The sequence below is a fragment of the Stenotrophomonas sp. GD04024 genome (assembly GCF_029837545.1).
In the GTDB taxonomy this organism is placed as follows: Bacteria; Pseudomonadota; Gammaproteobacteria; order Xanthomonadales; family Xanthomonadaceae; genus Stenotrophomonas; species Stenotrophomonas forensis.
The window spans coordinates 1-13,682 of record NZ_JAOEDV010000046.1; the positions used below are offsets into that span (position 1 = coordinate 1).

A 13,682-nucleotide genomic window follows, 5' to 3' on the forward strand; every position below is an offset into this window, starting at 1 on the left:
CCGGGCAATTGCCGGATTCGCGTCAACACCTTGACGCGGCGCGCCTATAATGGCCGCCTCGATCAAGGAGTGACGACATGAGCGGTCCGGCGCGGCGGAAGCGGTGGGGATGGGCGGCGGCGTTACTGGCAGGAGGCCTGTTGCTGGGCCTGGCCGGCTGCCGCAACGACAGCGGGCAGTTGCCCAAGGCCAGCGGTGAAGCCATCACCACCAAGTCCGAGCAGGTGAAGGAATTCACCCTGCTGCGCGCCTACCCGGACCAGAAGAATGACGGCCTGTCGCTGGCGCTGGAGTTCTCGCGCCCGCTGGTCGGCACTCAGGACTTCGACAAGCTGGTGCGCTTCGAAGAGAAGGTCGGCACCGATGACAGCAGCTGGACGCTGTCCGACGACGGCCTGACCCTGCGCTACCCGTTCGTCGAGGCCGGCAAGGAATTCAGCCTGGTGGTCTCGCCGGACCTGCTGGCCGCCGATGGCAGCCGCCTGGGCAAGGAACTGAAGCAGAAGGTGTTCAGCGGCGAGCTAAAGCCGGTGGTCGGCTTCGCCTCGCAGGGCAGCGTGCTGCCGGCCAAGGACAGCCGCGGCCTGCCGGTGGTCTCGGTGAACGTGCCGGAGGTCGACGTCGAGTTCCTGCGCGTGCGCGAGAAGGACCTGCCGACCTTCTTCAGCCAGTACCAGCGCGGTGGCCGCCGCGGCAGCTGGGAACTGAGCAGTGACTACGAGCGCAGCCCGATCAACAAGCTGGCCGAGCCGGTCTACGTCAACCGCTTCATCCTCGGCGGCAAGCAGAACGAGCGGGTGCTGACCTACCTGCCGACCCAGGACATCAAGGAGCTGCAGGAGCCGGGCCTGTATTTCGCCCTGCTCAAGCGTACCGGTGACTATGAAGGCGAGTTCGATACCGCGTTCTTCTCGGTCAGTGACATCGGCCTGCATACCCGTGCCTACAAGGACAAGCTGTTCGTGCACACCGCCGGCCTGAAGGACGGCGCGCCGCTGAAGGGCATCGACCTGCGCGTACTCGATGCCAAGGGCGAGGTGGTGCTGAAGGGCAGCACCGACGGCAACGGCAATGCGCTACTGAACTACACCCTGGATGCCACCCATGTGCTGGTCGCCAGCAGTGGCAAGGACACCAGCTTCCTGCCGTTCAACCAGCCGGCGCTGGACCTGAGCGAGTTCGCCGTGGCCGGCCGTGACAACGCGTGGTTCGACGTCTACGCATGGTCGGGCCGTGACCTGTATCGCCCGGGCGAGACCGTGCGCCTGTCCGCGCTGCTGCGCGACAACGATGGCAAGCCGGTCAAGGCGCAACCGGTGTTCCTGCGCCTGAAGCAGCCCGACGGCAAGACCTTCCGCGAGACCCGCCTGCAGCCGGGCGACCAGGGCTACATCAACTTCGAGCAGGTGATCCCGGCTGAAGCGCCGACCGGGCGCTGGCAGGTCGAGTTCCGCACCGACCCGGCCAGCAAGGAAGCGATCCAGGGCATGACCCTGCGCATCGAGGAGTTCCTGCCCGAGCGCATGAAGCTGGACCTGGACAGCGCGCAGAAGACCCTGAAGCCGGGCGAGGCGCTGCGCCTGCAGGCCAATGGCGCGTACCTGTATGGCGCGCCGGCCGATGGCAACCGCTTCACCGCGCGCATGGCGGTGGCGGCCGAACAGAAGCCGGTGGAGGGCCTGCCGGGCTACTTCTTCGGTGACCCGACCCTGCAGCTGCCGCGCGAAGCCAAGGACGTGGTCGATACCACGCTGCCGGCCAATGGCCAGCTGCGCGAGGACGTGGCATTGCCGGAAGAGGCGGCCAAGGCCAAGGCGCCGATCGCGGTGGTGCTGTCCGGCAGCCTGTACGAGACCGGTGGCCGCACGGTCACCCGTACCCTGAAGCGGGTGATGTGGCCGGCCAACGCGCTGGTCGGCGTGCGCCCGCTGTTCAACCCCGATGATGGTGCCGATTCCAATGGCAATGCGCGCTTCGAGCTGATGCGCGTGGACGCCGCGGGCAATCCGCAGCCGGCCAAGGGCCTGAAGATCACCCTGGTGCGCGAACTGCGCGATTACCACTGGACGTTCAACGACAACCGCTGGGACTACGATTTCACCCGCCGCTTCGAGAACAAGGAAACCCGCACCGTCGACGCCGGCAGCAGCGCGGTCGCCTTCGATTTCCCGGTGGAGTGGGGCGAATACCGGGTGGACGTGTTCGATCCGTCCACCGGCCTGACCAGCCGCTACCCGTTCCGCGCCGGCTGGAGCTGGGGCGATGACAACCGCGGCCTGGACGCGCGCCCGGACAAGGTCAAGCTGGGCCTGGACAAGACCGGCTACAAGGCCGGTGACACCTTGGAAGTGACGGTGACCCCGCCGCACGCCGGCAAGGGCATCCTGATGGTCGAGACCGACCGCATGCTGTACGTGCAGGACATCGAGGCCAAGCCGGGTTCGACCTTCAAGATTCCGGTCACCGCCGACTGGGAGCGCCACGACGTCTACATCACCGCGCTGGTGTTCCGCGGCGGCAGTGCGCCGAGCAAGATCACCCCGGCCCGTGCCGTGGGCGTGGTGCATGTGCCGATGGACCGCAAGGGCCGCACCGTGGCCGTCGGCCTGGTCGCGCCCAAGCAGATGCGCCCGGAGCAGGACCTGCCGGTAACGGTCAGCGCACCGCAGCTGGCGGGCAAGACCGCACACGTCACCGTGTCGGCGGTGGATGTGGGCATCCTCAACATCACCCGCTTCCCGGTGCCGGATGCCGGCGCGCACTTCTTCGCGCAGCGTCGCCTCGGCATTGATGCCTACGACATCTACAGCCGGGTGATCGAGAGCTTCGACGGTGGCGCCGGCAAGCTGAAGTTCGGCGGTGACATGGCCCTGCAGGCGTTGCCGCAGGCCAAGCGCCCCACCGCCCGCGTGCAGACCGTGGACCTGTTCTCCGGCCCGGTGCAGCTTGATGCCAAGGGCATCGCCCGCATCCGCCTGAAGGTGCCGGACTTCAACGGCACCCTGCGCGTGTCGGCACTGGTCTACAGCGATGACCAGTACGGCAAGCGCGACGTGGAAACCGTGGTGCGTGCGCCGATCCTGGCCGAGGCCAGCATGCCGCGCGTGCTGGCGCCGGGCGACCGCAGCACCGTGACCCTGGACGTGCAGAACTTCACCGGCAAGCCGGGCCAGTTCAACGTGAAGGTGGAAAGCGAGGGGCCGCTGAACCTGGGCGAGGGCAGCCGCAGCGTGCAGTTGAATGCCGACGCCAAGACCACGTTGAGCTTCCCGCTGTCGGCACGCGAGGGCCACAGCGTGGCCAAGGTGCGGGTGCGCGTGGACGGGAACGGCTTCAAGGCCGATCGCCGTTACGAGCTGCCGGTGCGTGCGGCGTGGCCGCAGGTGCTGCGCTCGCAGGTGCGCACGCTCGATCCGCTGGCCGCGGTCAGCCTCGACAACAGCCTGACCGATGGGCTGATGTCCGAGTCGGTGAATGCACGCCTGCTGGTCAGCCCGCTGCCACCGATCCCGTTCGCCAGTGCGCTGCAGGGCGCGCTGAACTACCCGTATGGCTGTGCCGAGCAGACCACCAGCAAGGGTTACGCCGCGCTGATCCTGGATCAGGCCACGTCGTCGATGCTTGGCGCCGACGGCCTGGACGCCAAGACCCGCCGCGAGCGCATGGAAGGCGCGTTCGGCCGCCTGGCGTCGATGCAGGTGGCCAACGGCAACTTCTCGATGTGGGGTGACGATGGCTACGTGAACCCGTGGCTGACCCCTTACATCACCGAGTTCCTGCTCGACGCCAAGGATGCCGGCTTCGCGGTGCCCGACAACGTGCTGCAGAAGGCGCTCAACCGCCTCAGCGAGGACCTGCTGTCCGGTGGCAACCAGTTCTACGGCCAGGACGACCGCGAGAAGCTGAAGTTCGCCAACCAGGCGTATTCGGGCTATGTGCTGGCCCGGGTGAACCGCGCGCCGCTGGGTACCCTGCGCACGCTGTACGACAACGAGCGCAGCAAGGCGGTCGGCGGCCTGTCGCTGGTCCACCTGGGCGTGGCGCTGTCGCTGCAGGGCGATGCCAAGCGTGGCCAGGCGGCATTGGCCGCGGCCTTCGCCAAGTCCAGCAGCGAACGCCCGTCGTACTTCGGCGACTACGGCAGCGCGATCCGTGATGACGCGCTGATGATCGCGCTGACCCACGAAAACAAGCTGGCCAAGCCGGCCTGGGATGCGCGTGCGGTGGATCTGGGCCGTGGCCTGGATGCGCGCCGCAATGCCGGCTGGATGTGGCTCAGCACGCAGGAACAGGTGGCCATCGCCCGCCTCGGCAAGGCCCTGGCTGCCAACCAGAAGGCGCTGGTGGCCGGTGAGCTGGTGATCGGCGGCACGACCGAAGCGATCAGCGAACGCAAGCTGTTCGGCCGCAACTTCAGCGCCAGCGAGCTGGCCAGTGGCGTGCGCTTCACCCCGCAGGGCCAGCCGCCGATGTTCGCCAGCATCGACGTGGCCGGCATTCCGCGCAGTGCGCCGGCACCGGACAACAGCGTGCTCGGCATCGAGCGCAGCTACTACGGCACCGATGGCAAGCCATGGTCGCCGCGTCCGCTGAAGGAAGGCGAAGCGCTGATCGTGCGCGTCACCGTCACCGCCGATACCACGATGCCCGACGCGCTGCTGACCGACCTGCTGCCGGCCGGCCTGGAGATCGAGAACTTCAACCTGGGCGATGCCAAGCAGTGGGCCGACGTGGTGGTCGATGGCATCACCATCAGCGACCGTGGTGAAGCGGCCGACACCAAGCACGAGGAGTTCCGCGACGACCGCTACGTGGCCGCGCTGAAGCTCTCGCGTGGCAGCAAGGCCAGCGTGTTCTACCTGGTGCGTGCGGTGACCCCGGGTACCTACTCGGTGCCGCCGCCGCTGGTGGAGGACATGTACCGCCCGCAGCTGCGTGGCGTGGGCCGCAGCAACCCGACCACGATCACGGTGGTGCAGCCGTGACCGCGCGGACGGGCCGCGACGGCGCGGCCCGTCCCACTGGCAACCTGCAATGAAACGCACGATGACGACCCGGCTGGCGGCCCTGCGCCGCTGGCTGCGGCCGCTGTGGCCGTGGCTGCGATGGGGCACGGCCGCTACGCTGGCGCTGCTGCTGGTGCTGGATTTCGCCTTCCCGCCGCCGCTGCCGAAGCAGCGCGATACCAGTACCCTGGTGGTGGCTGCCGACGGTACGCCGCTGCGTGCGTTCGCCGATGCCGAGGGCGTGTGGCGCTATCCGGCGTCGATCGACAGCGTCTCGCCGTTGTACCTGCAGGCGCTGCTGACCTACGAAGACCGCTGGTTCTGGCGGCATCCGGGCATCAATCCGCTGGCGATCCTGCGTGCCAGTGGCCAGCTGCTGCGCGGCGGCCGCATCGTGTCCGGCGGTTCGACCCTGACCATGCAGGTCGCACGCATCCTCGACCCGCACACGCGCACGCCGTGGGGCAAGCTCAAGCAGATGCTGCGCGCGGTGCAGCTGGAAGTGCACCTGAGCAAGCGGCAGATCCTGGCCCTGTACCTGGAGCGCGCGCCTTACGGCGGCACTATCGAGGGCGTGGAAGCGGCCAGCTGGGCCTACCTGGGCAAGCCGGCGGCGCAGTTGTCGCACGCCGAGGCAGCGTTGCTGGCGGTGCTGCCGCAGGCGCCGAGCCGGCTGCGCCCGGACCGCCACCCGGAAGCGGCGCAGAAGGCGCGCGACAAGGTGCTGTCACGCATGGCCGAACTGGGTGCGTGGACGCCGGACGAGGTGGAGGACGCGCGCATCGAGAACGTGGTGGCACGCTCGCTGCGGCCGCCGCTGCACGCCGCGCTGCTGGCCCAGCGCCTGCATTCGGCGCATCCGGGCCAGGCACGCATCCAGAGCAGCATCGACATCGGCCTGCAGCGCACGCTGGAAGAACGCGTGGCCAGCTATTTCTCGACGCTGCCGGAACGCACGTCTGCAGCGCTGTTGGTGGTCGACAACCAGACCCTGCAGGCGCGCGCCTATGTCGGCACCCTGGCGTTCGGCGATCGCCAGCGGCTGGGCCACGTGGACATGGTGCAGGCCTGGCGCTCGCCGGGCTCCACGCTCAAACCATTCCTGTACGCGATGGCGCTGGATGATGGCCTGATCCATTCGGAAAGCCTGCTGGTCGATGCACCGCAGAGTTTCGGCAGCTACCGCCCCGGCAATTTCGACATGGCGTTCAACGGGCCGATCGGCGCCGCCAGCGCGTTGCGGCTGTCGCTCAACGTGCCTTCGGTGGACCTGCTGCAGCGGGTCGGCGCGGCGCGCTTTGCCGCGCGCCTGTCGCACGCCGGCATCCAGCTGCGTTTCCCGCCCGGCAGCACGCCCAACCTGTCGTTGATCCTGGGCGGCACCGGCGCGCGCCTGGAGGATCTGGTCGGCGCGTTCGCTGCGCTCAACCGCAATGGCATCGCCGGCCGCGTGCGCTACACCGATGACGAGCCGATGATCGAGCGCCGCCTGGCCTCGCCGGGGGCCAGCTGGATCGTGCGCGAGATGCTGGAGTCGAACCCGCGCCCGGGCTACAGCGTCGGCACCTTCGACGTCGGTGGCCGCCCGCGGGTGGCCTGGAAGACCGGCACCAGTTATGGCTACCGCGATGCGTGGGCGATCGGCAGTACCCGCCACTACACCGTGGGCGTGTGGGTGGGCCGTCCGGACGGCACGCCGCTTCCCGGCCAGTACGGTGCGGTCACCGCCCTGCCGCTGATGTTCGAAGTGGTGGACAGCCTGCCGCGCCAGCGCGGTGACTCGGCTGCCGCACCGATGCCGGCCAGCGTCAGCCAGGAAGACATCTGCTGGCCGACCGGCGAGCGGGCCGAAGGCCTGCCGGCCGCACTCTGCCAGCGGCGGATGCCGGCCTACCTGCTTGAGGGCGCGGCACCGCCAACCTTCCCCGAGCGCGAAGCACGACGCTGGCAGCCGGGCCGACAGCGCTACCTGGCCGATGCCCGCAGCGGCCTGCGTGTATCCGCCGATTGCAGCGCGCCCCATGAAGAAGTGGCGCGTGAGATCGCGCGCTGGCCGGCGCTGCTGTCGCCCTGGCTGTCCAGCGCCACGCGCCAGGCCTCGCAGCTGCCGCCGTTGTCGCCGGATTGCCGTGATGATGGCCGCGAGGCCAGCGTCGCGCTGCACATTGACGGGCTCAATGACGGCGCCACGCTGGCGCGCGCGCCGAATGCGGAGCATGGCGTGCGCCTGCAGCTGCGCGCACTGGGCAGCGAGCAGGCGGTGGACTGGCTGCTGGATGGGCGCTGGATCGCACAGACCCGTGGCGCGCAGCTGATGCAGCGTGAGTTTGCCGACCCGGGCGCACACACCCTGACCGCGCTGGCGGCCGATGGGGCATGGACGCAGGTGCGGTTCAACGTCCTCCGGTAGGTGCCGCCCTGGGTCGGCGCTCGGTCCAGCGCCAACGACATCGTCGTGCTCTGGTAGGTGCCAACCTTGGTTGGCACGCGGCAAAGGCGCCCACCAAGGTGGGCATCTACCAGATCATTCCCCGATCCACCCATCCAGCAGGTCGGCGAATTCGTCGGCGTGTTCCTCTTCCTGCGCCAGGATCTCTTCGAGGATGCGTTTGGTGGTGGTATCGCGGTCGCCGATGAAGTTGATCATCTCGCGGTAGCTGTCGATGGCGATGCGCTCGGCCACCAGGTTCTCGCGGACCATGTCGCGCAGGTCGCTGCCTTCCTTGTACTCGGCATGCGATCGTGCGGTAAGGGTATCGGGGTTGAAGTCTGGCTCGCCACCGAGCTGGACGATGCGCTCGGCCAGCTTGCCGGCGTGTGCCTGTTCCTGCTGTGCATGCTCGAGGAACTCGGCCTTGACCGCGTCGGCCAGCATGCCCTTGGCCATGAAGTAGTGCCGGTAGTAGCGCAGCACGCACACATACTCGGTGGCCAGGGCATGGTTGAGCAGCTTGATCACCACCTTGCGGTCGGCGCTGTAGCTGTCGGTGATCGCACCATCCTCGATGTTGCGCCGGGCGCGGTCACGCAGGGTCTTGCGGTCACTGATGCCGGGAATCTTCGCGGCGGGCTTGGGGGCTTTGGCTGGCTTGCTGGACATGGCTGGCCGTTTCCTCTTGCGGTTGGTAGTCAGGTGGGCAGGTGCTCCAGCACGTACTCGGCTGAAGAGACTTCGAACTGGCCGGGCTGTTCGATCCAGGCTGCGCGCACTACGCCGTCGACCACGTACAGGGCGAAGCGGCGCGAGCGGATGCCCATGCCCGAGGCGCTGGCATCGAGTTCCAGGCCGAGCACGCGGGTCAGTTCGGCATTGCCATCGGACAGCATCAGCAGGCCATCGGGCACATTCTGCTCGGCCGCCCAGGCCTTCATCACGAACGGATCGTTGACCGCCATGCAGTAGACGTCGATGCCGCGCTGGCGGAACGCCTCGAACTTTTCGACGTAGCCGGGCAGGTGACGCGCTGAGCAGGTCGGGGTGAACGCACCGGGCACAGCGAACAGCACCACCTTGCGTGCGTCGAACAGCGAATGCGTATCGAGCGTTTCGATGCCCTCGCGGATGCGCTTGAGGGTCACTTCCGGGATGCGGTCGCCAACGTGGATGGTCATGGTGAACTCCTTGCAGGGGCAGGCTAGTGGCCGGCATGGGACAGGGGCGTCAAGACATTGGAAAACCCGTGTGCAGGCCCCATCTTGAGGCTTTGCGGCGGGGGCTTCCAGCCATAGCCTGGGGCAGGGGGATGGCAAGCGCATTGCGCAGGATCAGTCGGCCTCACCGGGGCCGCACGATGGGCGGCGTAGCATCGCCGGCGCGTAGAATGAACCCGGGGCGGCGCCACCGGCGCGGCCGAAGCGAATCGAGGTAGCTGGATGGAATTCAAGGATTACTACGCCACCCTGGGGGTGGAACCGAGCGCGGGCGAGGCGGAGATCAAGACCGCCTACCGCCGGCTGGCACGCAAGTACCACCCGGATGTCAGCAAGGAGGCCGGGGCCGAAGACAAGTTCAAGGCGGTCAACGAGGCCTACGAGGCGCTGCGCGATCCCGAGAAGCGCGCGGCCTACGACCAGCTGCGCGCGCAGGGGTACCGCCCGGGCGAGGAATTCAACGTGCCGCCGAACTATGGCGGCGCCGGTGGCTTCAATTTCGAGGAAGTGTTCGGCGGTGGCGGCCCCAATGGCGGCTTCAGCGACTTCTTCGAGAGCCTGTTCGCACGCCAGCGTGGCGGTGCCGGCCCGGGGCCGGGTTTCAGCAGCCAGGGCCATGCGCCCAACCGTGATACCCGCGCCAAGCTGTCGGTTCCGCTGGAGGCGGCCTACAACGGCGACAGCCTGCGCATCACCGTCAACGGCAAGCAGCTGGACGTGCGCGTGCCCAAGGGCATCCGCCCGGGTCAGGTGATCCGCCTGGCAGGGCAGGGCAACCACGGTGGCAACCTGCTGCTGGAAGTGGAGTACGCCGCGCACCCGCAGTTCGAGGTCGATGGCCGCAACATCCTCTACACGCTGCCGGTCACGCCATGGCAGGCCGCGCTGGGCACCAGCATCAGCGTACCGACCCTGGGCGGTGCGGTGGAGCTGAAGATCCCGGCCGATTCCGATGCCGGCCGCAAGCTGCGCCTGCGCGGGCGCGGCCTGCCGGGCAATCCGGACGGCGACCAGATCGTTGAAATCGAAATCGTGGCCCCGGCTGCGACCGACGAGGCGCAGAAGAAGGCCTACCGGAACCTGGCCAAGGCGTTCGGCGAAACCATTTGAAGGTAGTGCCGGCCGCTGGCCGGCAACTTCATTACCCCGGACGGTGATGCGTGGCTGCCGGCCAGCGGCCGGCACTACCGTGCGCGTCTCGGCTGCCGGGCAATCCGGACGGCGACCAGATCGTCGAGATCGAGATCGTGGCCCCGGCTGCGACCGACGAGGCGCAGAAAAAGGCCTACCGGAACCTGGCCAAGGCGTTCGGCGAAAGCATTTGAAGGTAGTGCCGGCCGCTGGCCGGCAATTTCATTGCCCGGGACGGTGATGCGTGGTTGCCGGCCAGCGGCCGGCACTACCGCGCGGGCTTCAGCCCTGCCCGGCGAACACCCGCTCCAGCACCTCGGAGAGTTCGTCTTCCGAAAACGGCTTGGTGATGTAGGCCTTGGCGCCCTGGCGCATGCCCCACATGCGGTCGGTGTCCTGGTCCTTGGTGGTCACCAGGATCACCGGGATGTGCCGGGTGGCCTCGTCGCGGGCGAGGGTGCGGGTGGCCTGGAAGCCGTTGAGGTTGGGCATCACCACGTCCATCAGGACCAGGTCGGGCAGCTCGGCCTTGGCGGTTTCGACCCCGGCGGCGCCATCGGTGGCGGTCAGGATCTGGTGCCCGAGCTTCTCGACGATGCGCTGTATCCCCAACAGCTGCGACGGTGAGTCGTCGACGATCAGAATGCGTGCCATGTTGTTCCCCATGTAATGCCCGCAGTGTAGTGCGGGCACATTACCGGCGGGAGGGGCGCGCGTGCCGTCCGTCGCCTGCCTGCGACGTTCAGTCGATCCGCACCACGGTGCGGCCCAGCGAGCCGCCGGCCAGCATCCGCTCGAACACCGCCGGCAGGCCATCAAGGCCGACCTCGGCGGTGCAGATGCGGTCCAGGTGCTGCGGTTTCCACTCGTTGCCCAGGCGTGCCCACACTTCCTCGCGCAGCGCGCGTGGTGCGTTTGCCGAAGACACGCCCAGAAGCGACACACCGCGCAGGATGAACGGCATCACCGTCATGTCCAGCGTCGGGCTGGCAGCCAGGCCGGCGCTGACCACGCTGCCATAGGGCACGGTCTGCGCCAGAAGGCTGGCCAGCATCGGGCCGCCGGCATTGTCGAGGCCACCGCCGAAGCGCGCCGACTGCAGCGGGCCGGTGTCGGCCAGCGCCGCGCGCGGCAGCACCTCGCTGGCACCGATGGCGCGCAGGAAGTCGGCCTGGTCCGGCTTGCCGCTGATCGCGTGCACGCTGTAGCCGGCACAGCTGAAGATCGAAAGCGCCAGCGCACCGACGCCACCGCTGGCGCCGGTGACCGCCAGCGGGCCGAGGTCCGGGGTCTGCCGGTTGTCCTGCATGCGCAGCAGCGCCAGCGCGGCAGTGAAGCCGGCGGTGCCCAGCACCATCGCCTCGCGCGGGCTCAGCCCGGCCGGCTGGGCAATCACCGCGCGCGACTCCAGCCGCACGTACTGGCTGTAGCCGCCGTCACGGGTCTCGCTGAGGCCGCAACCGGTGGCCAGTACCGCGTCGCCTTCACGCCAGTCCGGGTCGGTGCTGGCGACCACGGTGCCGGCCACGTCGATGCCGCCCACCAGCGGGAAGCGGCGCAGGATCTTCCCTTTGCCGGTGCCTGCCAGCGCATCCTTGTAATTGACCGAGGACCAGTGGGCGCGGATCAGCACCTGGCCGGGGTTGAGGTCGTCGACACTGAGCCGGGCCAGGCCACTGCGGTAGCCGGCGTCGTCGTTTTCGATGCGGAAGGCGGTGAACGGGGTGGTGGGGGCCATCGGCGCTGCCTGACTTCGAGGAAAACGCCACCTTACCCCGTTGCCCCCCTTTCGATCCTGCCGATCCGCCCCATCTTGTATGATCGGTAATGGTTTCACGGCTGGCGCCGCGGGAAGGGCCCGCGCCGCAGCCCACATCTTGATGGAGCGTGCATGGCCTGGAATACACCCGGCGGCAACAAGGGCGGACAAGGCCCCGAGGACAATCGACGCGGGCCGTTCGGGTCGCGCGGCGGTGGCAATGGTGGTGGCTGGGGTGGACTGCCCGGGCCGCTGAAGGACCTGTTCGACGGCGGCATCGTGCGTTGGATCGTCGCGGCCGTGGTGCTGCTGGTGCTGTTCTCCAGCTTCCAGCTGATCGGCGAACAGCAGCGCGGCGTGGTGCTGCGCTTCGGCCAGTTCTCGCGGATCCTGCAGCCCGGCCCGAACTTCAAGCTGCCGTGGCCGATCGAATCGGTCACCAAGGTCAATGCCACCGAGATCAAGACGTTCTCGATCCAGGTGCCGGTGCTGACCCGTGACGAGAACATCGTCAACGTCTCGCTGAACGTCCAGTACCGCATCGACGACCCGCAGCAGTACCTGTTCGGCACGGTCGATGCCAACCAGGTGCTGGAGCAGTCGGCGCAGAGCGCGGTGCGCGAGGAAGTCGGCCGCGCCGACCTCAATGCCGTGCTGAACAACCGTGGCCCGCTGGCCGTGGCCGCCGAAGAGCGCCTGCAGGCGCTGCTGAAGGCGTTCAAGACCGGCCTGACCGTGACCGGCCTGACCCTGCAGGACGCCCGTCCGCCGGAGGAAGTGAAGCCGGCCTTCGACGAGGTCAACGGCGCCCAGCAGGTCAAGGAACGCCTGATCAACGAAGCCCAGGCCTACGCCGCCAAGGTCGTGCCGGAAGCCCGAGGCCAGGCCTCGCGCGCCCGTACCACCGCCGAGGGCTACAAGCAGGCCGTGGTGTCCAAGGCCGAGGGTGACGCGCAGCGCTTCAGCCTGTTGCAGGCCCAGTACAAGGACGCCCCGGAAGTGACCCGCAAGCGCCTGTGGCTGGAGACCGTGCAGCAGGTGCTGAGCGAGAACCGCAAGGTGATCGGTGGCGATGGCCGCCAGCTGATCTACGTGCCGATGACCGGCGATACCCGTCCCAGCACCTCGGCCCCGGCCGCAGTGGCGAACCCGGACGTGGTGATGCCGTCGCTGCCGGGGGCAGCGGCGGAAGCTTCCCGTGATCCGGGCCGGCCGGTGGGCCGCCCGACCGGGCGACCGAGCGGCCGTGAGGAGGGCAGCCGATGAAGAGTCCAATCTGGATCGCCGTGATCGTAGCGGTAGCGCTGGGCCTGCTCGGCTCGGTGTACGTGGTCCGCGAGGACCAGACCGCCATGGTCCTGAACCTGGGCAAGGTGGTGCGTTCGGACATCAAGCCGGGCCTGCACTTCAAGGTGCCTGTGGTGGAAACGGTGAAGGTCTTCGACCGCCGCTTCCAGGTGCTCGACACCGCCCCGGCGCGTTACTTCACCGCCGAGCAGAAGGACGTCAGCGTCGACTTCTTCGCCATCGGCTACATCTCCAACGTGGGTGACTACTTCCGTGCCACCGGTGGGGATCCGCGCATCGCCAATGCCCGCCTGGCCCCGATCATCACCGACTCGCTGCGCAACCAGATCAACTCGCGCACCCTGCAGCAGCTGGTCTCCGGCGACCGCAGCGAGCTGATCGCCGAGCAGCTGAAGGGGATCAACGAGGCCGTGGCCGGGCTGGGCATGCAGATGATCGACCTGCGCATCAAGCAGGTGGACCTGCCGACCGACAGCCAGGTGATCAACGACGTGTACGAGCGCATGCGCGCGCAGCGCAAGCAGGAAGCGGCCAAGCTGCGTGCGGAAGGCGAGGAACAGTCGCTGACCATCCGCGCCCAGGCCGACCGTGACAGCACCGTGCTGATCGCCGAAGCCGAGCGTGATGCACAGCGCCTGCGCGGTGAAGGCGATGCCGATGCCGCCCGCATCTACGGCAAGGCCGGCTCGGCCGACCCGTCGTTCTACGCGTTCTACCGCAGCCTGGAGGCCTACCGTGGCTCCATGACCGACGGCAACGGCGTGATCGTGCTCGACAAGAACGACCCGTTCCTGCAGTACCTGAAGAACGACCGCTGAGGTCGCAGG

The 13,682-nt window shown here is 68.3% G+C and carries 9 protein-coding genes and 1 pseudogene; 6 read left to right on the plus strand and 4 right to left on the minus strand.

The window, feature by feature from the left end:
* Positions 1 to 77 precede the first annotated feature (77 nt).
* Together N7590_RS14555 and pbpC are read left to right on the plus strand one after the other, a co-directional pair.
* The gene (locus N7590_RS14555) at positions 78 to 4,985 is read left to right on the plus strand and encodes an alpha-2-macroglobulin (RefSeq protein ID WP_164241818.1); all 4,908 of its coding nucleotides are present in this window, start codon (positions 78 to 80) and stop codon (positions 4,983 to 4,985) included.
* A 49-nt stretch (positions 4,986 to 5,034) separates the two neighbouring features.
* Positions 5,035 to 7,416, plus strand: a complete 2,382-nt coding sequence (gene pbpC / locus N7590_RS14560) for a penicillin-binding protein 1C (RefSeq protein WP_164241817.1) — start codon at positions 5,035 to 5,037, stop codon at positions 7,414 to 7,416.
* Positions 7,417 to 7,530: 114 nt separating this feature from the next.
* Here pbpC and N7590_RS14565 read toward each other — a convergent pair whose 3' ends face one another.
* Complete coding sequence (locus N7590_RS14565) at positions 7,531 to 8,106, minus strand: ferritin-like domain-containing protein (RefSeq protein ID WP_164241816.1); 576 nt, start codon at positions 8,104 to 8,106, stop codon at positions 7,531 to 7,533.
* A gap of 29 nt (positions 8,107 to 8,135) precedes the next feature.
* Positions 8,136 to 8,618, minus strand: a complete 483-nt coding sequence (locus N7590_RS14570; RefSeq protein WP_164241815.1) for a peroxiredoxin — start codon at positions 8,616 to 8,618, stop codon at positions 8,136 to 8,138.
* Positions 8,619 to 8,879: 261 nt separating this feature from the next.
* Between N7590_RS14570 and N7590_RS14575 the strand changes: the two genes are divergently transcribed.
* Positions 8,880 to 9,767: a DnaJ C-terminal domain-containing protein gene (locus tag N7590_RS14575; RefSeq protein ID WP_049457947.1), complete on the plus strand. Its 888-nt coding sequence runs from the start codon at positions 8,880 to 8,882 to the stop codon at positions 9,765 to 9,767.
* Positions 9,768 to 9,859: 92 nt separating this feature from the next.
* Positions 9,860 to 9,982 (plus strand): annotated as a pseudogene (locus N7590_RS14580) (J domain-containing protein); the annotation flags it as partial.
* Positions 9,983 to 10,070: 88 nt separating this feature from the next.
* On the opposite strand, the gene pilH reads toward N7590_RS14580, so the two are convergent.
* Both pilH and N7590_RS14590 read right to left on the minus strand, forming a co-directional pair.
* Positions 10,071 to 10,442 carry a twitching motility response regulator PilH gene (gene pilH, locus N7590_RS14585; protein WP_005410644.1) on the minus strand — a complete coding sequence of 124 codons (372 nt, stop codon included), beginning with the start codon at positions 10,440 to 10,442 and terminating at the stop codon, positions 10,071 to 10,073.
* 88 nt (positions 10,443 to 10,530) lie between these two features.
* A complete protein-coding gene (locus tag N7590_RS14590) occupies positions 10,531 to 11,526 on the minus strand; it encodes a YhdH/YhfP family quinone oxidoreductase (RefSeq protein ID WP_279935680.1) in 996 nt (331 codons plus the stop codon).
* A 153-nt stretch (positions 11,527 to 11,679) separates the two neighbouring features.
* On the opposite strand from N7590_RS14590, the gene hflK reads away from it, so the two are divergent.
* Together hflK and N7590_RS14600 are read left to right on the plus strand one after the other, a co-directional pair.
* Complete coding sequence (hflK, locus tag N7590_RS14595; protein WP_053510401.1) at positions 11,680 to 12,813, plus strand: FtsH protease activity modulator HflK; 1,134 nt, start codon at positions 11,680 to 11,682, stop codon at positions 12,811 to 12,813.
* Positions 12,810 to 13,673 carry a protease modulator HflC gene (locus tag N7590_RS14600; RefSeq protein ID WP_006463283.1) on the plus strand — a complete coding sequence of 288 codons (864 nt, stop codon included), beginning with the start codon at positions 12,810 to 12,812 and terminating at the stop codon, positions 13,671 to 13,673. The genes hflK and N7590_RS14600 overlap by 4 nt, the downstream gene beginning before the upstream one ends.
* Positions 13,674 to 13,682 lie beyond the last annotated feature (9 nt).

Coding starts and splice junctions, on each gene's coding strand:
- N7590_RS14565 (WP_164241816.1), bottom strand. CDS start 8,106: ATGTCCAGCAAGCCAGCCAAAGCCCCCAAGCCCGCCGCGAAGATTCCC.
- N7590_RS14570 (WP_164241815.1), bottom strand. CDS start 8,618: ATGACCATCCACGTTGGCGACCGCATCCCGGAAGTGACCCTCAAGCGC.
- pbpC (WP_164241817.1), top strand. CDS start 5,035: ATGAAACGCACGATGACGACCCGGCTGGCGGCCCTGCGCCGCTGGCTG.
- N7590_RS14590 (WP_279935680.1), bottom strand. CDS start 11,526: ATGGCCCCCACCACCCCGTTCACCGCCTTCCGCATCGAAAACGACGAC.
- N7590_RS14600 (WP_006463283.1), top strand. CDS start 12,810: ATGAAGAGTCCAATCTGGATCGCCGTGATCGTAGCGGTAGCGCTGGGC.
- hflK (WP_053510401.1), top strand. CDS start 11,680: ATGGCCTGGAATACACCCGGCGGCAACAAGGGCGGACAAGGCCCCGAG.
- N7590_RS14555 (WP_164241818.1), top strand. CDS start 78: ATGAGCGGTCCGGCGCGGCGGAAGCGGTGGGGATGGGCGGCGGCGTTA.
- pilH (WP_005410644.1), bottom strand. CDS start 10,442: ATGGCACGCATTCTGATCGTCGACGACTCACCGTCGCAGCTGTTGGGG.
- N7590_RS14575 (WP_049457947.1), top strand. CDS start 8,880: ATGGAATTCAAGGATTACTACGCCACCCTGGGGGTGGAACCGAGCGCG.